This is a genomic window from Cereibacter ovatus, assembly GCF_900207575.1.
Classification (GTDB): Bacteria; Pseudomonadota; Alphaproteobacteria; order Rhodobacterales; family Rhodobacteraceae; genus Cereibacter_A; species Cereibacter_A ovatus.
On sequence record NZ_OAOQ01000016.1, the window covers coordinates 48,191 to 66,397 of the forward strand.

At 66.4% G+C, this 18,207-nt stretch carries 20 protein-coding genes and 1 pseudogene; 10 read left to right on the forward strand and 11 right to left on the reverse strand.

Annotated elements, in window-relative coordinates; genetic code table 11:
* Window positions 1–2: 2 nt before the first annotated feature.
* The 3 genes from CRO07_RS14370 to CRO07_RS14380 are packed head-to-tail and all read right to left on the reverse strand — an operon-like array spanning window position 3 to window position 3,059.
* Window positions 3–269: an acyl carrier protein gene (locus CRO07_RS14370; RefSeq protein WP_097031362.1), complete on the reverse strand. Its 267-nt coding sequence runs from the start codon at window positions 267–269 to the stop codon at window positions 3–5.
* Between the two features lie 37 nt (window positions 270–306).
* Complete coding sequence (lpxD, locus tag CRO07_RS14375; RefSeq protein WP_097031363.1) at window positions 307–1,398, reverse strand: UDP-3-O-(3-hydroxymyristoyl)glucosamine N-acyltransferase; 1,092 nt, start codon at window positions 1,396–1,398, stop codon at window positions 307–309.
* Window positions 1,399–1,448: 50 nt separating this feature from the next.
* The gene (locus CRO07_RS14380) at window positions 1,449–3,059 is read right to left on the reverse strand and encodes a L,D-transpeptidase family protein (RefSeq protein WP_097031394.1); all 1,611 of its coding nucleotides are present in this window, start codon (window positions 3,057–3,059) and stop codon (window positions 1,449–1,451) included.
* Window positions 3,060–3,376: 317 nt separating this feature from the next.
* On the opposite strand from CRO07_RS14380, the gene CRO07_RS14385 reads away from it, so the two are divergent.
* Window positions 3,377–3,943, forward strand: coding sequence for a YcbK family protein (locus CRO07_RS14385; RefSeq protein WP_097031364.1), 567 nt, complete (start codon window positions 3,377–3,379; stop codon window positions 3,941–3,943).
* A gap of 191 nt (window positions 3,944–4,134) precedes the next feature.
* Here the strand turns inward: CRO07_RS14385 and CRO07_RS19360 are convergent, their stop codons facing one another.
* Entirely contained in the window at window positions 4,135–4,263 is a 129-nt protein-coding gene (locus tag CRO07_RS19360; RefSeq protein WP_268876259.1) for a hypothetical protein, read from the reverse strand.
* A gap of 120 nt (window positions 4,264–4,383) precedes the next feature.
* Window positions 4,384–4,613: pseudogene (locus CRO07_RS14390) on the reverse strand (IS66 family transposase); the annotation flags it as partial.
* A gap of 220 nt (window positions 4,614–4,833) precedes the next feature.
* On the opposite strand from CRO07_RS14390, the gene CRO07_RS18745 reads away from it, so the two are divergent.
* Both CRO07_RS18745 and CRO07_RS14400 read left to right on the forward strand, forming a co-directional pair.
* Entirely contained in the window at window positions 4,834–5,055 is a 222-nt protein-coding gene (locus tag CRO07_RS18745; RefSeq protein WP_176504585.1) for a hypothetical protein, read from the forward strand.
* Window positions 5,056–5,196: 141 nt separating this feature from the next.
* Window positions 5,197–5,403: a hypothetical protein gene (locus CRO07_RS14400; protein ID WP_097031366.1), complete on the forward strand. Its 207-nt coding sequence runs from the start codon at window positions 5,197–5,199 to the stop codon at window positions 5,401–5,403.
* A gap of 258 nt (window positions 5,404–5,661) precedes the next feature.
* On the opposite strand, the gene guaB is transcribed toward CRO07_RS14400, so the two are convergent.
* Window positions 5,662–7,110 carry an IMP dehydrogenase gene (guaB, locus tag CRO07_RS14405; protein ID WP_097031367.1) on the reverse strand — a complete coding sequence of 483 codons (1,449 nt, stop codon included), beginning with the start codon at window positions 7,108–7,110 and terminating at the stop codon, window positions 5,662–5,664.
* Between the two features lie 93 nt (window positions 7,111–7,203).
* Entirely contained in the window at window positions 7,204–8,178 is a 975-nt protein-coding gene (locus tag CRO07_RS14410; RefSeq protein ID WP_097031368.1) for a TDT family transporter, read from the reverse strand.
* Window positions 8,179–8,338: 160 nt separating this feature from the next.
* On the opposite strand from CRO07_RS14410, the gene CRO07_RS14415 reads away from it, so the two are divergent.
* A complete protein-coding gene (locus CRO07_RS14415; RefSeq protein WP_097031395.1) occupies window positions 8,339–9,301 on the forward strand; it encodes a glucokinase in 963 nt (320 codons plus the stop codon).
* A 130-nt stretch (window positions 9,302–9,431) separates the two neighbouring features.
* Here CRO07_RS14415 and rpsI read toward each other — a convergent pair whose 3' ends face one another.
* The 4 genes from rpsI to CRO07_RS14435 all read right to left on the reverse strand — a co-directional run bounded on the left by rpsI (window position 9,432) and on the right by CRO07_RS14435 (window position 13,125).
* Window positions 9,432–9,914 (reverse strand): 30S ribosomal protein S9, encoded by a 483-nt coding sequence (gene rpsI, locus CRO07_RS14420; protein ID WP_097031369.1) that lies wholly within the window; start codon window positions 9,912–9,914, stop codon window positions 9,432–9,434.
* Between the two features lie 3 nt (window positions 9,915–9,917).
* Window positions 9,918–10,382, reverse strand: coding sequence for a 50S ribosomal protein L13 (rplM, locus tag CRO07_RS14425; protein ID WP_097031396.1), 465 nt, complete (start codon window positions 10,380–10,382; stop codon window positions 9,918–9,920).
* Window positions 10,383–10,563: 181 nt separating this feature from the next.
* Window positions 10,564–11,352: an SseB family protein gene (locus tag CRO07_RS14430; RefSeq protein ID WP_097031370.1), complete on the reverse strand. Its 789-nt coding sequence runs from the start codon at window positions 11,350–11,352 to the stop codon at window positions 10,564–10,566.
* A 585-nt stretch (window positions 11,353–11,937) separates the two neighbouring features.
* Window positions 11,938–13,125, reverse strand: a complete 1,188-nt coding sequence (locus tag CRO07_RS14435; RefSeq protein WP_097031397.1) for a M24 family metallopeptidase — start codon at window positions 13,123–13,125, stop codon at window positions 11,938–11,940.
* 248 nt (window positions 13,126–13,373) lie between these two features.
* Between CRO07_RS14435 and ehuB the strand changes: the two genes are divergently transcribed.
* The 6 genes from ehuB (at window position 13,374) to doeB (ending at window position 18,119) form a co-directional block, all read left to right on the forward strand.
* Complete coding sequence (gene ehuB / locus CRO07_RS14440) at window positions 13,374–14,225, forward strand: ectoine/hydroxyectoine ABC transporter substrate-binding protein EhuB (RefSeq protein ID WP_097031371.1); 852 nt, start codon at window positions 13,374–13,376, stop codon at window positions 14,223–14,225.
* Window positions 14,226–14,286: 61 nt separating this feature from the next.
* On the forward strand, window positions 14,287–15,009 hold the full coding sequence (gene ehuC / locus CRO07_RS14445) for an ectoine/hydroxyectoine ABC transporter permease subunit EhuC (protein WP_097031372.1): 723 nt from the start codon (window positions 14,287–14,289) through the stop codon (window positions 15,007–15,009).
* Window positions 15,006–15,665: an ectoine/hydroxyectoine ABC transporter permease subunit EhuD gene (gene ehuD / locus CRO07_RS14450; RefSeq protein ID WP_097031373.1), complete on the forward strand. Its 660-nt coding sequence runs from the start codon at window positions 15,006–15,008 to the stop codon at window positions 15,663–15,665. Before ehuC ends, ehuD begins: the two co-directional genes overlap by 4 nt.
* Window positions 15,665–16,441 carry an ectoine/hydroxyectoine ABC transporter ATP-binding protein EhuA gene (ehuA, locus tag CRO07_RS14455; protein ID WP_204840023.1) on the forward strand — a complete coding sequence of 259 codons (777 nt, stop codon included), beginning with the start codon at window positions 15,665–15,667 and terminating at the stop codon, window positions 16,439–16,441. Before ehuD ends, ehuA begins: the two co-directional genes overlap by 1 nt.
* Window positions 16,438–17,127 (forward strand): GntR family transcriptional regulator, encoded by a 690-nt coding sequence (locus CRO07_RS14460; RefSeq protein WP_097031375.1) that lies wholly within the window; start codon window positions 16,438–16,440, stop codon window positions 17,125–17,127. Before ehuA ends, CRO07_RS14460 begins: the two co-directional genes overlap by 4 nt.
* Window positions 17,124–18,119 carry a N(2)-acetyl-L-2,4-diaminobutanoate deacetylase DoeB gene (doeB, locus tag CRO07_RS14465; RefSeq protein ID WP_097031376.1) on the forward strand — a complete coding sequence of 332 codons (996 nt, stop codon included), beginning with the start codon at window positions 17,124–17,126 and terminating at the stop codon, window positions 18,117–18,119. Before CRO07_RS14460 ends, doeB begins: the two co-directional genes overlap by 4 nt.
* Window positions 18,120–18,207 lie beyond the last annotated feature (88 nt).

Sequence of the window (18,207 nt, forward strand, 5' to 3'; positions counted from 1 at the left end):
TTTCAAGCCGCCTGCGCGGCCACCAGACCTTCAATTGCCGCCACGATGGAGGCCACCGACGAGATGTCGAAGCTGCTTTCCTTCGGGTCGTTGGCGTTGAACGGAACCGAGATGTCAAAGGCTTCCTCGATGGCGAAGATCGACTCGACAAGCCCAAGGCTGTCGATCCCCAGATCTTCCAGCGTCTGGTCCATCCCCACTTCGGACGGGTCGATCACCGCCTGTTCGGCGATGATCGCGATGACCCGTTCTTGAACGCTCTGCGTCATGGTCTTCCCCCTGCGCCACCGACTTTGTGGCGGTGATTTAGTCACTCTGTCCCTTGTTTGAAACAGCTTTCTGAAGCTCGGCCACCGTGGCGGCCATCCGGGGCAGACGACGCATCGCTTTCTGGATCTCGATCTGGGTTTCCATCTTCACCGCCGGGTCGCCCAGCAGCACCCGGCCGGCGGGCGCGTTGGTGCGGATCTTGGTGGCACCGCCCGCCACAACATCGTCGCCGACGAAAATGTTGTCGGACACACCCACCTGCCCGCCCAGCACCACCCGATCCCCGATCCGGGACGAGCCGGCAATGCCCACCTGACCGCACAGCAGGCAATCGCGGCCGACCTGCACGTTGTGGCCGACATGCACCAGATTATCCAGCTTGCTGCCCGACCCCACCGAGGTGTCGCGGATCGTGCCGCGGTCGATGGTCGAATTGGCGCCGATCTCGACATCGTCGCCGATGCTGACCGAGCCCAGCGAATGGATACGCACCCAGCTTTGCGCACGGATCTCGGCCCGTTCGCCCAGCGTTTCGCGGATTTCCTCGACCCCGGACTTCTCGGGGGTGACGAATGAGAAACCGTCGGCGCCGATCACCGCACCCGGATGGCAGATGACGCGATCACCGATCCGCACCCGCGCGCCGATCCGCGCGCCTTGCAGGATCAGCGCATCGGCACCGATCACCGCGCCCTCGGCAATCGAAACGTGGCTGGCGATCCGCGCCCGTGGCCCGATGCGCACGCCACGGCCGATGGTGACAAAGGGACCAACCGCCGCGCCCTCGGCCAGTTCGGCCGTGGGATCAATCACGGTCAGCGGATGGATGCCCGGCGCGATCTCGGGGCCGGGATCGAAGATCCGCGACAGCCCCGCCATCGCCAGCCGCCCACGCGGCGCGAAGATCGCGGCCTGAAGCCCCATCGCGCGCCAGTCGGCGCCCTGCCACAGCATCGCTGCGCGGGCGGCCCCCCGGGCCAGCCCCTCGGCGTAGCGCGGGTCCATCGCCAGCGCCAGCGCATCGGGCCCCGCGCCGGCCGGTTCGGCCGCATGGGTCACGATCAGGTCAAGGTTGCCCTCGGCCTCGGCCCCAAGCGCCGTGGCGATATCGCGGATGGTGTGGCCCATGGTCGGCTCCGACGGCTGCGGGCGGCCCCGCGCCACCCCTCGGCCCAGATCTAGCCCTGAACCGCGCCCGGCACCACCCCGGCGCGGGACAGCGCGTCGAAGATCGCGGCATCCCGGCCATAAATGTCGGCACGGTAATTCATCCGCCCCATCGGCCCGGCCCATGCGGTGAAATAGACCAGATGCACCGGCACCGGCACCTCCAGCCGGATCACGCTCTCCTTGCCGGTCCCGAGTTGCGACTGAAACAGCGCCTGCGGATCGTCGGTTTGCGCCGACAGCAGCGCATGGGCGAAATCGAACGGTTGGCCTAGCCGGATGCAGCCATGCGAGAACGCCCGCACCTCGCGGTCGAACAGGGATTTCGACGGCGTGTCATGCAGATAGATGTTCCACGGGTTCGGGAACATGAACTTCACCAGCCCCAGCGCATTGCCGTCCGAGGGCGGCTGGCGCATCGAGAACGGAAAGTTCCGCGCGTTATAGGCGTTGAAGTTCACCGCCCCGCGGTTGACCACCCGCCCGCGGCTGTCGATCAGCTTCAGATGCCCCGCCGCATTCGGATTGCGTTGCAGCAGCGGCAGATATTCCTTTGTGGTAATCGAACGTGGCACGTTCCACGACGGGTTGATCACCATGTATTCCATCTGGTCCGAGAATTCGGGGCTGCGCTGGTCGGCGCTGTCCTTGCCGATGACCGAGCGGGTCTCGAATGTGACATTCCCGCCCTCGACGATGCGGGCGGTGAATTCGGGCAGGTTTACCCAGATGTGACGCTCGCCGCGGTCGATGTTCAGCCACCGCTCGCGCTCCATCGCGACAAGGATCGCGCCAAGCCGCGCGGACGGGGCGACATTCAGCGCGCGGATCGTGGCCTCGTCCGCCACGCCGCTGGGGGTCAGGCCGTGGTCGTGCTGAAAGACGCGCAAGGCTGCGCGGACGGTGTCATCGAAGGTATTGGTTGCGGTGCGGCCAAGATAGCCCATCGCCGCCAGCCGGTCGCGCAGCGCGATCAGATCCGGCCCCGACGCGCCGGCCTTCATCGGGCGCAGCGGCACCTCGGCGCCCCAGCCGCCACGGGCGATCCGGCGTTCCAGATCCAGCTTGGCGCGCATCAGCCGGGCATATTCCGGATTGCGCGGCGCCAGACCGTTCAGAAAGCGCACCGGGTCGGTCTCGAACGCGGCCAGAACGGCGCGGGGGTCCAGCTTTGGCACCTCGCGCTTGATACCCGGATCGACCTTGGCCGGGTCCAGCACCCCGCTGTGCAGATCATGCGCCCAGTCCAGCAGCGCCTGCGTCATCGCCACTTCCAGACGCCCGCGGTCGCCTTCGGTCGCGGCGGCGCGAAAGCGCGCGGCCAGCGCGGCCGCATCGTAACGCTGAACCGGCAGGCCATGCGCCGCGGCCTGCGTAATCGCGGACAGGAACGCCTCGCGCCGGGCCGCGTCCCCGGGGCCGGTCCAAAGCGTGCGATAGCCGCGTTCGCGATACCAGCCCGAGATCAGATCGCTGCGGCCCGCGGCCTCGGCGACTGACCGGGTATAGGCTGTCAGCTCGGCCAGCGCGGGGGCGGGAATCACCCCTGCCCCCGCCGCCACCAGCATGGACAGGCCAAGGGCGAGCCGAACGCTCGATCTGCGGCGGTAAAGGCGTGACATCTGATCCCCGAGGGCGAAAGCGCGGCGCATTATTCCCCAACTTCCGTCATTTGCGGGGCGCTGTAAATCGATCTGCCAGGATGCGGCGCCACGATGTCGCTTTTTCGTCACGCCTGCGAAGTTTCCCGATGCCGCCGAAAGTTCCCCGCTCGTTCAGCGAATTTTTGCCGATTGCGCGCAATCTGCCCGCGTGCGGCCAATGCGGCACTTCTGTTGCACACATCCTTATGGCATAGGAGATGGCACTTGGGGACGAGTAGCAAACGAAGCCGCCGACACAGGCGGTCGAAGACCAGACGACGGGACAGGCTCTCATCATGACCTCGACGAACACGCTCATTTCGCGGCGCGGCCTTCTGGGCGCATTCGCCGCAACAGCCGTGATCGCGGCTCCGACCTATTCGAATGCCTTCGGGCTGCTTCGGGGCGCGGGGGACATCCGGCGCATCCGCATGCATTCCGGCCGCACCGGCGAGTCGATGGACACGATCTACTGGATCGAAGGGGAATACATCCCCGAGGCCCTGAAAGAGATCAATCACTTCATGCGGGACTGGCGCACGAATGACGTGATGCGCATGGACCCGCGGACGGTGGACATCATGGCGGCCTCGCACCGGCTGATGGATGTCAGCGAACCTTACATGCTGCTGTCGGGCTATCGCTGCCCCAAGACCAACGCCATGCTCAGTTCGCGCTCGCGCGGGGTGGCGCGCAATTCGCTGCATCTGAAGGGTCAGGCCGCCGACCTTCGGCTGAAATCCCGCTCGGTCGGTCAGATGGCCAAGGCCGCCGAGGCCTGCGCCTCGGGTGGGGTCGGGCGCTATTCCCGGTCTGACTTCGTGCATATGGATTGCGGCCCGATCCGCCACTGGGGCGCCTGAGCGCGCCCTTCGCGGCAACGGTGATTGCCGGGCGCGCGGTGCCGACGAAATTATCCTGTGGGGCGGACTTTGTTGACTGGGTCTGCAAAGGCCGGTTGGCGCCAATGGCAACGCCCCCCCCCCCCGGGGGATAGGCTTCTGCCGATAGTCCGCTGCCGGCGTCGGGCTGTCTGAGCTGCGCCAGCATCGTTTCACAGAATTCGGCCTGCGCGGCAGACGATCCGGGTCGTCGTCAGACGGCGCAGGATGCAGAGAAGATCCGCAGTCGCAAGGAAAGCCGTCACAATCATCGGCAGGAACTGGCGGTCACGCGTCTCCATGCGGGATGTCGCTGATGCAACGGCTGCGCGCCCATGACCTTTTGCATCCGGACGCGGCGTCGCCGCCTGCCCGGCGGACGTGACGCGACTGGCACGGGAACCACGCGTTCGGACCGGCCCCCAGTCCGCCAGCGTGGAGCGACCAAGGTCTAGGCCCTGACGGCCATGACCTGGGCCTGACGGCACAAGGGCAGGTGATCGGCGTATTTCGAGACCAGCACATCGACGACCAAGGCCTCGCTCGGCCGGCCACCCGGGATACGTGGATCCGGGGCGGGCGCCTGCACAACGCCATCAGTGCAGGACCGGCAGGCATATTTCGGCCGGCGCGTCACGATCACCGGGAACTGGCGGCGATGGCCTTGAACGATTCACATCTGGCTGATGTGACATTCTGAGTAAGGCTCCGCCGAGGGCCGCCTGCCGGGGCTTGGTTTCATGACATACGTCATGACGTATGTCATGCGCTAAGGCCGTTTCACAATTTGAAGTCATCGCGGCGGGCGATCTCGGTCGCCGCCGGACCTGGATCCTCGCGCAGCCATGCCGCCTGAGATCCACGAAAGAGCCATGCGGCTCATCGCGGATGCGACCGCTGCGGCCGCCAGGAAGAAAGGTGCAGAGGCCGACGAAGGCGCGGCGAAGGCCGAGATCATGCACATGCTGCAAGAGGTCGAGGTTGCCATATTCCCTGACGGCTCCAAGGTGAGATGGAGAGCGAATGCGAAGGGCAGCAGTGCTGCGACAGCGCAGACTCACCGCGGACTGCGCCGATCTCAAGCTGCCGCATGAGATGGAGGATCAGATCGGCGGAGAGCGGAGCGATCCGCATTTCTTCCGAAGCCGACGCTCATCAGGCTTGCTGTCGGAGAGGCTTTTGATGAGCTCGACGGCGATCCGATCGCCGACCTGATCGCCGACGCCATCCGCAACATGCGCGAGCACGTCATTGGCTACGACGACGGCATATGGCTGGACGAGTGCTGCGTGACTCCACCTGATCCGAAGCCGGTCTATGACCAGTTGGGCGAAGAGCTGACGACAGTGATCTACCTCGCGCAGACATTCACCGAAGCTCGATTGAAGATCCTCGATGCGGCGGCTGGGGCCCGGGCGCTGGAGCGGCTGCTGGCCTCGTGATCCCCGGAGAACCTGCACCGTCGCTCGTGAGCGGTGCATGTCCCTCCGCCGCTCTCACACGCGGACTTCCTCACCGCCTGAGGCCGGCCTCGTTTTGACTGCATCAGTTACAAGCCGCTGCTATCCTTTTTTGCATCAGTCCGGCAACTGATGCAGTGTCCGGTTCTTGGTATGCTCCGTCCAGTTCCGGTCTTGTTCAATGACGAAGGCCCGGGACGGGCATCGCCCGGGCCTCATCTCAGTCAATAAAATAAGGGGTCAGCCGAGGCGGTAGTTCGGGCTTTCCCGCGTGATCTGCACGTCATGGACATGGCTTTCCTTCAGGCCCGCGCCGGTGATCCGCACGAAGTTGCAATTCGCGCGCATCTCGGCCACCGTGCGGCAGCCGGTATAGCCCATCGCGGCGCGCAGGCCGCCGACCATCTGGTGGATCACCGCCGAGACAGACCCCTTGTAGGGCACCTGCCCCTCGATCCCTTCCGGCACCAGCTTGTCCGAGGCCGCATCCTTCTGGAAATAGCGGTCGGCCGAGCCGCGCGCCATCGCCCCGAGGCTGCCCATGCCGCGATAGCTTTTGAAGCTGCGGCCCTGATACAGGATCACCTCGCCGGGGGACTCGTCGGTGCCGGCGATGGCCGAACCCACCATCGCGCAAGAGGCGCCGGCCGCGATCGCCTTGGCGAAATCGCCGGAATACTTGATCCCGCCGTCGGCGATCACCGGCACATCCCCGGCCGCCCGGGCCGAATCCATGATCGCGGTCAGCTGCGGCACACCCACGCCCGCCACGATCCGCGTGGTGCAGATCGAGCCCGGCCCGATCCCCACCTTGACCGCATCGGCGCCGGCCGCAATCAGCGCGCGGGTGGCATCGGCCGTGGCCACGTTGCCCGCCACCACCTGAACCGCGTTCGAGAAGCCCTTGATCCGCTCGACCGCCCGTGCCACGCCTTCGGAATGGCCATGCGCGGTGTCGATCACCACCATGTCGACGCCGGCCTCGATCAGGGCGCGGCTGCGCTCGAATCCGGCCTCGCCCACGGTCGAGGCGGCGGCGACGCGCAGCCGGCCCAGTTCGTCCTTGCAGGCATGGGGGTTCAGCACCGACTTTTCGGTGTCCTTCAGCGTCAGAAGGCCGGTCAGCTTGCCCTGACCGTCGGTCACCAGCAGCTTTTCGATCCGGCGCGCCTTCATCAGGCTGATCGCGGTATCGCGGTCGGCAGGCTCTTGCAGGATCGCCAGATTGTCCGCGGTCATCATCACCCGGACCGGCGTCTTGTCATCATCGGCAAAGCGCATGTCGCGGTTGGTGACGATGCCGACGACGCGGCCGGTCTCGTCCACCACCGGGAATCCGGTGACGTTGTAGCGTTCCTGAAGCGCCTTGGCGTCGCCCAGCGTCTGGTCGGCGCGCAGCGTGATCGGGGCATAGACGATGCCGCTTTCGAACCGCTTCACGCGGCTGACCTCGCGCGCCTGTTCCTCGATGCCGAGGTTGCGGTGGATCACGCCGATGCCGCCGGCCTGTGCCATGGCGATCGCCATGCGGCCCTCGGTCACTGTATCCATCGCCGAGGAGAGCAGCGGGATGTTCATGCGGATCGCCTTCGTGACGAAGGTTGAGGTGTCCGCGTCCGACGGCAGCACACTGCTGGCCGCGGGGACAAGAAGGACGTCGTCGAAGGTGAGCGCCTCGCGAATCTCCATGGGGTGTTCCTTGGATGGGATCGTTTGGCGGTTCCCTGTTTCATGGGGCCGAGGCGAAGGCAAGGGGGAAATCGGCCCCCACTGCCCCTCGGATCAGGCGGTCGCGGCGTTGGTTCTGGCCGCCAGCCCGCCCTTGGCCCAATCCTGCATGATCCTGACCGCAATCGGCGGAATGGCCAGCAGCGCGGCCGCCAGCAGCACCGCACCCGCCATCGGCCACAGCGCCAGCATCAGCCCGGCATAGGCCGCCAGCGGAAAGGTCAGCGCCCCCCAGAGCGGGCTGAACCCCGCAGCCAGCAGCCAGCGCGCCCACACGATCAGCGCCAGAAGGATCAGCCCGCCAATCGCGGCACAGATCGTGGCAAAGACCGCAAACCCCAGCCCCTGCGCCACCATCCCCAGCAGCGCCGCCGGCGCCAGATGGATCGCCAGCAGCGGCCGCAGCGGCGCGGGCGGCACCTTGGCCACGATCTGCGCCAGCGAGGCCACCCAGATCGCCAGCGCGACCGGCAGGGTGGCCAGCATCAGCCCCACCCCCAGCATCGGCCAGCCCACCGCATCAGCCGACAGGCCGCCGACGATGAACCCCACAAAATGCAGATGAAAGACCGGGGTCACGCTGCGCGCCTCGGGCGGGCTGCGCAGGATCAGCACCGCCACCGTCACCGCCAGCGCCGCCTGAAGCGCCAGCCCCGCCACAAGCGTGGACCGCGCCCCGGCCTCGGAATAGGGCTGAAGGGCTGCGGCCAGCGCCAGAAGCCCCATCACCGCCGCCGCAAGTCCGGCACGACCCGGAAGGACGCGCAGATCCTCGGCCACCACGGACGGGCGCTGTGCCACCTTGGCCAGATAGGCCACGACCGCGAAGGCGCCAAGGCCCACCGTGGCGCCCAGAACCGCCTCGGCCACGGCACCATTCAGCCCCCAGACCTCGGCCGCTTTCCGCAGTGCAAGGCCAAGGCCCATCAGCCCCAGGATCGGCGGAAAGATCGCCGGCGGCGTGCGCTGGAACGGCCGCAACCGCACAGGCGGAAACTGGGGCGGGGGAAACACCGGCGGACGCAACATGAACCCATTCCTTCTTCTGCCTGGGCCGGAAGATAAGGGCGCCGCCCACCGGACACAATCGCCATGGGGCGGGCGACGGCCCTGCCTTGCGACGCACCCGGAAACCATCCTATCACACAGGACCGCGCGGATGACGCGGTCGCCTGACAGAGAGGACACCATGGCCGACGCCCCGCTCTCGCTTGTGGCCGACATCGGTGGAACCAACACCCGCGTGGCGCTGGCCAGCGGGCCGCGCCTGCTGCCCGCAACGATCCGCCGCTTTCGCAATGCCGATCATCCGGCCCTTGCGCCCGTGCTGCGCGCGTTCCTGTCGGACGCAGGCAGCCCCCGGATCGAGGGCGCCTGCGTGGCCGCCGCAGGCCCCGTCCGCGATGGCGTGGCGACGCTGACCAATCTGGACTGGACAGTGGACGGAGATCAGCTTCGGGACGCGACCGGCGCCGCCCGTGTGGCCGTCCTGAACGACCTTCAGGCGCAGGGTCATGCGCTGGGTCATATCGATGCCGCAAACCTGCGGGTGCTGCTGCCCGGCCCCGACAGAGCCCCTACGGGGCCGAGGCTGGTGGTGGGGGTCGGCACCGGCTTCAACGCGGCCCCGGTCCATGACACGGCAACCGGCCGGCTGGTCGCGGCCTCGGAATGTGGTCACGCCGGGATGCCCGTCCGAACCGAACGCGACCTGCGCCTTGCCCGCTTCGTCGAGACCGCCCATGGCTTTGCCGGTGTCGAGGACGTGCTGTCGGGCCGCGGTCTGGAACGGCTGCATGCCTTCGCCTGCGCCGAGACCGGCATTGCCGAAAGCCGCACCGCCGCCGGGATCATGGCCGCCATCGCCGAACCCGGCCCCGCACAAGAGGCGGCACGGCTGTTCGCGTGTCTGCTGGGGGCCGAGACCGGCAATCTTGCCCTGATCCACCTGCCCTTCGGCGGGATCTACCTGTGCGGCGGCGTGGCGAGGGCCTTTGCACCCCATCTCCTGCCTCTGGGCTTTGCCGAGGCGTTCCGCGACAAGGGCCGGTTCTCGGCCTTCATGGCGGATTTTCCGGTGGCGGTGGTCGAGGATGATTATGCAGCCCTGACAGGCTGTGCGACCTGCCTAGCCGCGGGCGCCATCGGCTGATCGGTGCAGGCGCCCCCATCCCGATGCGAGGCAAAGCCCCGCGGCGCGGCCTGTCACCGCGGCGCCGGAATGAAGAAAGCGCAGCCTTGGCTGCGCTTTCCCCGTGGATACAGATCCGGTCTCGCGGCTGTTAACGCTTGGAGAACTGGAAGCTGCGGCGGGCTTTCGCCTTGCCGTATTTCTTGCGTTCCACCACGCGGCTGTCGCGGGTCAGGAAGCCCGCGGATTTCAGCGCGGCGCGCAGGGCGGGTTCATACAGCTGAAGCGCCTTCGAGATGCCGTGCTTGACCGCACCGGCCTGACCCGACAGGCCGCCGCCGGCAACCGTCGCCACCACGTCGAACTGGCCTTCGACATTGGCGACCGTGAACGGCTGGCGCAGGATCATCTGAAGCACCGGACGGGCGAAATATTCGGCCATCGGCTTGCCGTTGACGGTGACCTTGCCCGAACCCGGCTTGATCCAGACGCGGGCGACCGCGTCCTTGCGCTTGCCGGTCGCGTAAGCGCGGCCGAGCGAGTCACGAACCGGCTCACGCGCGACGGCGGCTTCGGCCACCGGGGCGTCGGCCACGACCGACTTCAGCTCGTCGAGGGATTTGATGTCGGACATGGCTTACGCGCTCCGGGTGTTCTTCGGGTTCAGCGACTTGACGTCGAGAACGGTGGGCTGCTGCGCTTCATGCGGATGCTCGGCGCCGGCGTAGACGCGCAGGTTCGTCATCTGCTGACGGCCAAGGCTGTTGCGCGAGATCATGCGCTCGACCGCCTTGATGACCACACGCTCGGGGTGGGCGCCGTCCAGAACCTGAGCGGCGGTGCGGAACTTGATCCCGCCCGGATGGCCGGTGTGCCAGTAGTAACGCTTGTCAGCGCGCTTGTTGCCGGTCATCTGCACCTTGTCGGCGTTGATGATGATGACGTTGTCGCCCATGTCCATGTGAGGAGTGAAGGACGGCTTGTTCTTGCCGCGCAGGATGTTGGCGACGATCGTGGCGAGACGGCCCAGAACGACGCCCTCGGCGTCGATCAGGATCCATTTCTTCTCGATATCCGCCGGCGTAGCGGTGAAGGTTTTCATCGGGAATCCCTGGAATGGGGCGGGGGCGGGCCCCGCGAATTCGGATGCGGCTGTCTCGGGCATTTCGCGCATCAGGTCAAGAGCACGACACACGATTTAATCATTGCAAAACAATGACCTACAAAAACGGTATTTAAATACCCCAACGGAAGTCCCTTCGGCACCGGGGAATCCCGCCGTTTCAGCGCAGGATCGGCGGGCGATCGGGGTCCATCCCCGGCGCTGCGGGCGCATGTTCCTCGTGCAGTTCGGGCACCACGGGCACCGGCAGGTCGAAGCGCAGCGCAACCCGCTCCATCAGCACTGCGGCGCCCTCGTCCGGGGACAGAAAGCCTACATCCAGCGCCCCGGCCTCGATCCCCGAGAAGGTCAGCGCCTCGGACACTGCCCGCGCCAGTGCGGGTTCGGCGCCCGGAAGGCAGCCCACAAAGGCCAGCAGATGGCCGGTGCGCGCATCGGCATAGTCCACCGCCGCCACCAGCGCATGAGAGGCCAGCCCGCCTGCCCCGGCCAGCTTGGCGTCAAGGGCCGCCACCAACGCCTCTGGCAGGCTGGGCGGCCGGAAGGCGTCCAGCCGCGCCTCGGCTTCGGTAGGGGCGTGGCCGATGGTCTCGGCCAGCCAGTCCACCGCCTCGGGTGGCAACAGCATGGCCGAGGGCGCATCGCCAAGGTTCAGCCCCAGACCGATCCCCCGCCCTGCCAGCAACCCCGCCACCACCCGCCCGGGCAGCGCCGCATAGGGCGCCGGCATCCCGGTAAAGGCCGAAAGCCGTTCTTCAAGGTCGAAGGCCAGCACCACCGGCCCGTCCTCAAGGTCGAAAAGCTGCGGCGACAGGGTCTCGTCCTCGGGCTCGCGTTCCAGAAGCAGGAACAGTTCGCCATCGGCCAGCCGGCCATAGAACCGAAGCCGCGCGGCATCATCGCCGGGTGCGGCCTCCATCGCGGCATGGGCCGCATCAAGCGGTGTCATCGGGGCGCGATCCTTCTGCTGGCACGGGTTGCGCCCTCCCTAGTGCCCCACCCGACTTACGGCAAGGTCCGCCGGGGCCCCGGACGCAGGCGCAGGCGCAGGCGCAGGCAGGGAAACCACAGGGAAACCGGCAGCCGGAACGCGACATAAGGGAAGGGGCGGCTCGCTCTTGCCGCCCCTTCTGCTTCGTGGGGAAATTCAGCGCGTTCTCAAGTGGTGGTATCGAAAGTATAGGTAATACTCATCCTGATAATGTAAGTCATCTTGTGGATGTATCACCACCCTGCGTCAATCCTTCCTTTACCTTCTGGCCAAAAGTGCAAGCGCGGGCGGCTTGCGATACAACCATGGCGCGATTTTCCGGACAGATGATTATCGTCAGCGGAAAGTTGCGCGCAGAACGGCGGCATTTTTCCAACGCGAGCGGACTCGCGCGCGGCACGGCAAGGGGGCAGTCGATTCGTCGACGCCATGACCACAGGACAATCCGGCAGCACGGCAGAACAGGGGCGCGGGGCCCATCGGGGCGCAGCCTGAGCAAGCGCCCGGGCCATGATCGCCCCGGCCCGGCAGGGGCCGCAAAGATCAATCCACCACGATCACGTCGCGCGGGGCGTCACACAGCCGCTCGCCGCCCGATGGCCCCACCACGAAACTTTCCGAAATCGCCACGCCGAAATCCTGAAGCCACAACCCGGACTGGATGTGGAAGCACATGCCTTCCTGCAACGCGGTCCGGTCGCCCGGGCGCAACGAGACGGTGCGCTCACCCCAGTCCGGCGGATAGGCCAGCCCGATGGAATAGCCCACGCGGCTGTCCTTCGACAGACCGTTGCGGCGCAACACCGCCTGCCAAGCGGCTTCGACCTCTTCGGCGGTGCGGCCGGGGCGGGCCATGTCCAGCCCGGCATCCACCCCCTCGACGATCACTTTGGCCAGATCCCGCAGCGCCCGCGGCGGCGGGCCGAGATGGAAGGTGCGCGTCAGGGGCGCGTGATAGCGCCGCCGCACCCCCGCAATCTCGATCATGGTCAGCGCCGAAGACGGCAGCGGCCGGTCGCTCCATGTCAGGTGCGGGGTCGATGTGCCCTCGCCCACCGGCATCAGCGGCACGATGGCGGCATAGTCGCCCCCCGCCCCCGGCACCCCCATCGTCAACTGCTGAAGGATCGCCGCGATCACCTGCTGCTGGGGCACGCCTGGCGCCATCGCCTCGGTCGCGCGGGCAATGGCTGCGGTGCAGATCGCGCCCGCCTCGCGCATCAGCGCCACCTCGGCCGGCGATTTCACCAGCCGCGCCCAGTTCACCAGATCGCCGTTGTTGGCAAGACTGGCCTGCGACAGCCCCGCCAGCAGATGCAGGTGGCAGCGCGCAGTGTAGTAATGGGCATCCATCTCGACCCCGATCCGGGCCGCCCCCCAGCCCCGGTCGCGGATCAGCGCCGCCAGCTCGTCATAGGGATGTTCGACCGGGTGATGCACCAGCCGTTCCGAAAACGGCACGATGTCGCCGTCAGGCAGATCGGTGGTGATCCGGGCGCTTCGGGCATCCTGTGCCCGGCCGAACCACACCGGATGCGCGGCATCGACATGAACCAGCACGCATTGCGGCACATAAAACGACCAGCCGTCAAATCCGGTCAGCCAGCACATGTTGGCCGGATCCTGGCACAGGATCAGATCGAACCCTGCCGCACGCATCCGCCGCTTCACGTCGCTGACGCGGCGGGCATATTCTTCAGGCGGGAACAGTTTGTCGAAAATCTGCGTCATCTCCTCCGCCATCGCATCTGCGATATCAGGGCCATCACCCAACCCTGACCTCGGCGTTGCCGCGGGGCACGCGCGATGTCAGGGCTGAATCCGTGACCAAACCAAGAGATACAACCATGCGCCTTTCCCGGCGACTTTTTCGCGGGATCAGATTTCATTGCGACAGGTCGACTGTCGATGTATACAAAAGGACATAGTATCGGCCCCACACGCCGCAGCGACATCAGACGCAAGACCGGGGAGCCAGAATGACACGCATTTCGACCTCAGCCAGTCAGACTACCCTTGTCTCGATCGGTCTTGCGCTGCTGTCAGGCACCGCCTTCGGCCAGACCACCCTGGAACGGATCAGGGCCCAGGGGTTCATCCGCGTGGGCTTTGCCAACGAAGCGCCCTTTGGCTATGCCACGCCGGACGGCCACCTGACCGGCGTGGCGCCGGAAGTCGCGAAGGCGGTTCTTGCCCGGATGGGCATCCCCGAAGTGGACGGCGTCCTGACCGAGTTCGGATCGCTGATCCCCGGTCTTCAGGCCGGGCGGTTCGACATCATCGCCGCCGGCATGTTCATCACCCCCAGACGCTGCGAACAGATCGCCTTTTCGGAACCGTCCTACGGGATCGGGCAGGCACTGCTGGTCAAGGCGGGCAATCCCAAGAGGTTAAGCGATTATGCCTCGGTCGCGGCCGATCCGGGGATAAGGCTTGCGGTGATGGCGGGCGCGGCCGAGCGTGACTATGCCCGGCTGGCCGGTGTGCCCGATGCGCAACTGATGGTGCTGCCCGATCAGTCCAGCCTGCTGGCCGCGGTGCAGACCGGGCGCGCGGATGCGGCGGCGCTGTCGGCGCTGTCGGTGGCCGACATGGTGGCCAAGGGCCGTGGCGTCGAAAAGACGAAACCCTTCGGCGAGGTCGCAGGACAGTCGGTCAAAAGCCATGGCGGCTTTGGCTTCCGCAAAGAGGATGCCGCGCTGCGCGATGCTTTCAATCAGGAACTCAAGGCATTTCTGGGCACCCCCGAACATCTCGCACTGGTTGATCCGTTCGGATTCGGCGCAGACTACCTGCCGAACCGAACCACGGACGAGCTTTGTTCCGAATGACGGCCGGCGGCCCTGCCCTTCGGGGCCACCCGTTTCAGTAATCAGCGACGGATCGCGTTGAATGGGTGTCACCCCGCTTGCCATCATGCTTGGACTGACGGCCGCGGCGCTGTGGTGGCTTGCCGGGCACGAGGACTATCGTCCCTTCATGCCGGGCCTTGTCGAAGGTGCGGCGGTCACGATGCGGATCACCGTGGCGGGCGCGATCCTTGCGGTTGCGGCGGCGCTGACGGCGGGCCTTGCGCGACTATACGCCCCCGCGCCGCTGCGTTGGCTGGCCGTGACCTATGTCGAGCTGTTCCGCGGCACCTCGGCGCTGGTGCAACTGTTCTGGCTGTTCTTCGTGCTGCCTCAGTTCGGCGTGACGATCGACGCCTTCACGGTCGCGGTTCTGGCGCTGGGCCTGAATGTCGGGGCCTATGGCGCCGAGGTGGTGCGCGGCGCCGTGCTGGCGGTGCCGCTCCACCAATGGGAAGCCGGCCTTGCACTGAACCTGAGCCGCCGGCAGATCGTGGCGCGGATCATCCTACCGCAGGCGGTCGTGGCGATGATCCCGCCATGGGGCAACCTGTTCATCGAACTGTTGAAGGGCACGTCGCTGGTCTCGCTGATCACGCTGGCGGACCTGACCTTCCGAGCGCAGCAGATGAACCAGACCACGATGCAGACCGGCCCTATCTTCACCCTTGTGCTGCTGGGATATCTGTTCATGTCACTGACCATCACCATCGGGATGCGGCTGATGGAACGGCGTGCGATCCGTGGGCTGGGCAGGCGCGCATGATCTGGGATTGGGCCTTTGCCATCGAGATCCTGCCGCGCCTTGGACAGGCTGCCATCGTCACGGTGCAGGCAACGGTGATGGGCTTTGCGCTGGCGGCCACGCTGGGTCTTGGGCTGACGCTGGCGCGGATCGCCTGGCCACGGACCGCGCTGCCGATCTCGGTCGGGGTGGAACTGGTCCGCTCGACCCCGCTGCTGATCCAGATCTTCGTGCTTTACTTCGTCGGACCCGAGATCGGCCTTGTGCTGGATGCGCTGACGGCGGGCACGCTTGCCATCGGGGTCCATTACGCCGCCTATTGCTCCGAGGTGTATCGCGCGGGCTTTGAGGCGGTGCCCCGCAGCCAGTGGGAAGCCGCCGAGGCGCTGAACCTGAACCGCGGGACCGCGCTGATGCGCATCATCCTGCCACAGGCGATCCCGCCGGTGATCCCGGCGCTGGGCAACTATCTGGTGGCGCTGTTCAAGGAAACGCCGCTGCTCTCGGCCATCGCGGTGCTGGAACTGATGCAGACGGCAAAGATCATCGGATCGGAAAGTTTCCGCTACACCGAGCCGATCACGCTGGTCGGGCTGTTCTTTCTCGGCATGAGCCTGATTTCGGCCGCGCTTATCCGACTGGTGGAAGCGCGGATCACCCAAGGGGTGCGGCGATGATGCAAGATCCGATGGTGCGGTTCCAGAACGTGACCAAACGCCATGGCAGTCATATCGTAGTGGACGGGCTGAACCTGGATGTCGCACGCAACGAGAAGGTGGCGATCATCGGCGCCTCGGGTTCGGGCAAGACCTCGCTTCTGCGGATGCTGATGGCGCTGGACCCTGTCGACAGCGGCGAAATCTTCATCGAGGGCGAACCGCTGACCCATATGGAACGGCAGGGCAAGCGCCTGCCGCCCGACATGGCCCATATCCGGCGGATGCGCGGCAAGGTCGGGATGGTGTTCCAGTCGTTCAACCTGTTTCCGCACCTGACCGCGATGGGCAACTGCATCGAGGCGCCGATGAGGGTGCTGGGCCTGACCCGCGCCGCGGCGATCGAGCGCGCCACCGAGCTGCTGGAAATGGTGGGGCTGGCGTCGCGAAAGGACTACTATCCCTCGCAGCTTTCGGGCGGGCAACAGCAGCGGGTCGCCATCGCACGGGCGCTGGCGATGCGCCCCAAGGTCATGCTGTTCGACGAGGTGACCTCGGCGCTTGATCCCGAAACGGTGGGGGAAGTGCTGACGGTCATCCGCAGACTGGGGGAAGAACATGACCTGACGATGATGGTGGTCACCCATCAGATGGGCTTTGCGCGCGAATTTGCCGACAGGGTCTGCTTCCTGCATCAGGGGCGGATCTGTGAGGAAGCCCCGGCGCGGGACTTCTTCCACAACCCGCAGAATGAACGGACCCGCGCCTTCCTGCGCGCCGTGCTGGAGGCCGGATGAGCCAGCTTGACGACAACCACCGCCCCAAGACCATCGCGCGCGAGCGGTTCGAAACGATCTACATGACGCTGCGCGACCGGATCTGCCTGATCGACTATGAACCAGGCACGCGGCTGGGCGAGGAAGAGCTTGCGCGCGAATTCGGCGTCTCGCGCACGCCGCTGCGCCGGGTGCTGTCGCGGCTGGAATCCGAAGGGCTGGTGGAAAGCCGCCACGGCGTCGGCACCTTCGTCACCACCGTCGATCCCGCCGGCCTGCTACAGACCTACAAGCTGCGCATGGAACTGGCTGTTCTGATCGGCAGGCTTGATCCGCTGCCGCGCACCGAAGACGATCTGAACCGCATCCGCGTGCTGATGGCCGAATGTGACCGGTTGCGCCTGCACCCCGATCCCCGGCGCTATACCCAGCTGAACATGCAGTTCTTTCAGGAAGTGGCGCAGATGATCGGCAACCAGCCGCTGCGCGAGATCACCGAGCGGCTTTACTACCTTACGCACCGGATCTGGCTGACCTCGGCGCCCAAGCTGAACCTTTCCGACGAGGTCGAGGTGTTTCACCGCGAGATGGCCGATACGCTGGCGGCGCTGGAAATCGGCGATCTGGAAGCGGTGGGCTATATCCGCCGCACCCATATCTCGATGAGCGTGCGCCGCATGATCCAGTTCGCAAACGGCGCCACATGAAGCCCTCGCCGATCACCGCCACCGTCGATTTCGACGCCGATGGCGTGCAGCACGGCTTCCTGCGCCTGCCCTACAGCCGCGACGATGCGGCCTGGGGATCGGTCATGATCCCGGTCACGGTGGTGCGGAACGGCCCCGGCCCCACCGCGCTGCTGACCGGCGCCAACCATGGCGACGAATACGAAGGGCCGATTGCGCTGTTCGATCTGGCGCGGACGCTGCGGCCCGACGATATCGAGGGCCGCGTCATCATCCTGCCGGCAATGAACCATCCCGCCTTCCTTGCCGGCACCCGGACCTCGCCCATCGACCGCGGCAACCTGAACCGCAGCTTTCCCGGCCGCCCCGACGGCAGCGTGACCGAAAAGATCGCCGACTATTTTCAGCGCGTGCTGCTGCCCCTTGCGGATGTGGTGCTGGATTTCCACTCTGGCGGCCGGACGCTGGATTTCCTGCCGTTCTGCGCCGCCCACATCCAGCCCGACAAGGCACAAGAGGCCCGCGCCTTCGCGCTGGTGCGCGCCTTCGGGGCGCCCTTCAGCATCCGGATGCTGGAAATCGACACCGCGGGCCTTTATGACACCGCCGCCGAGGCGATGGGCAAAACCTTCGTCACCACCGAACTTGGCGGCGGCGGCACCGCTTCGGCCCGCACCACCGCAATCGCCCGGCGCGGCTGCCGAAACCTGCTGATCGCCGCCGGCATCCTGAAGGCCGCGGCCGATCCGCAGCCGACGCGCTGGCTCGACATGCCCGACGGCGACTGCTTCACCTTTTCCGAAGACGGCGGGTTGATCGAGTTCCTCGCCGACCTTGGCGATCCGGTCGAGGCCGGCCAGCCCATCGCGCGGATCTATCCCACCGGGCGCACCGGCGCCGATCCGGTCACGCTGAACGTGCGCCGCACCGGGCTGCTAAGCGGGCGCCACTTTCCCGGCCTTGTGAAACCGGGCGATTGTGTCGCGATCGTGGCGGTCGACATCGCGGGCTGACCCCGCCAAAGCCATGACCTGCACGCATAACCCATGCAAAAAACGCATGACGGCCTTTCCGCGATTCATCACAGGGTTCGATTGTGAA

Excerpts from the sequence above, each read along its gene's own strand:
- CRO07_RS14460 (WP_097031375.1), top strand. The coding sequence starts at position 16,438 with ATGAGCCAGCTTGACGACAACCACCGCCCCAAGACCATCGCGCGCGAG.
- ehuC (WP_097031372.1), top strand. The coding sequence starts at position 14,287 with ATGGGTGTCACCCCGCTTGCCATCATGCTTGGACTGACGGCCGCGGCG.
- CRO07_RS14370 (WP_097031362.1), bottom strand. The coding sequence starts at position 269 with ATGACGCAGAGCGTTCAAGAACGGGTCATCGCGATCATCGCCGAACAG.
- ehuB (WP_097031371.1), top strand. The coding sequence starts at position 13,374 with ATGACACGCATTTCGACCTCAGCCAGTCAGACTACCCTTGTCTCGATC.
- rplM (WP_097031396.1), bottom strand. The coding sequence starts at position 10,382 with ATGAAAACCTTCACCGCTACGCCGGCGGATATCGAGAAGAAATGGATC.
- CRO07_RS14430 (WP_097031370.1), bottom strand. The coding sequence starts at position 11,352 with ATGACACCGCTTGATGCGGCCCATGCCGCGATGGAGGCCGCACCCGGC.
- guaB (WP_097031367.1), bottom strand. The coding sequence starts at position 7,110 with ATGGAGATTCGCGAGGCGCTCACCTTCGACGACGTCCTTCTTGTCCCC.
- CRO07_RS14380 (WP_097031394.1), bottom strand. The coding sequence starts at position 3,059 with ATGTCACGCCTTTACCGCCGCAGATCGAGCGTTCGGCTCGCCCTTGGC.
- CRO07_RS14435 (WP_097031397.1), bottom strand. The coding sequence starts at position 13,125 with ATGACGCAGATTTTCGACAAACTGTTCCCGCCTGAAGAATATGCCCGC.
- ehuD (WP_097031373.1), top strand. The coding sequence starts at position 15,006 with ATGATCTGGGATTGGGCCTTTGCCATCGAGATCCTGCCGCGCCTTGGA.
- CRO07_RS14385 (WP_097031364.1), top strand. The coding sequence starts at position 3,377 with ATGACCTCGACGAACACGCTCATTTCGCGGCGCGGCCTTCTGGGCGCA.
- CRO07_RS14410 (WP_097031368.1), bottom strand. The coding sequence starts at position 8,178 with ATGTTGCGTCCGCCGGTGTTTCCCCCGCCCCAGTTTCCGCCTGTGCGG.
- lpxD (WP_097031363.1), bottom strand. The coding sequence starts at position 1,398 with ATGGGCCACACCATCCGCGATATCGCCACGGCGCTTGGGGCCGAGGCC.
- CRO07_RS19360 (WP_268876259.1), bottom strand. The coding sequence starts at position 4,263 with ATGGAGACGCGTGACCGCCAGTTCCTGCCGATGATTGTGACGGCTTTC.
- CRO07_RS18745 (WP_176504585.1), top strand. The coding sequence starts at position 4,834 with ATGCGGCTCATCGCGGATGCGACCGCTGCGGCCGCCAGGAAGAAAGGT.
- doeB (WP_097031376.1), top strand. The coding sequence starts at position 17,124 with ATGAAGCCCTCGCCGATCACCGCCACCGTCGATTTCGACGCCGATGGC.
- ehuA (WP_204840023.1), top strand. The coding sequence starts at position 15,665 with ATGCAAGATCCGATGGTGCGGTTCCAGAACGTGACCAAACGCCATGGC.
- rpsI (WP_097031369.1), bottom strand. The coding sequence starts at position 9,914 with ATGTCCGACATCAAATCCCTCGACGAGCTGAAGTCGGTCGTGGCCGAC.
- CRO07_RS14400 (WP_097031366.1), top strand. The coding sequence starts at position 5,197 with ATGCGCGAGCACGTCATTGGCTACGACGACGGCATATGGCTGGACGAG.
- CRO07_RS14415 (WP_097031395.1), top strand. The coding sequence starts at position 8,339 with ATGGCCGACGCCCCGCTCTCGCTTGTGGCCGACATCGGTGGAACCAAC.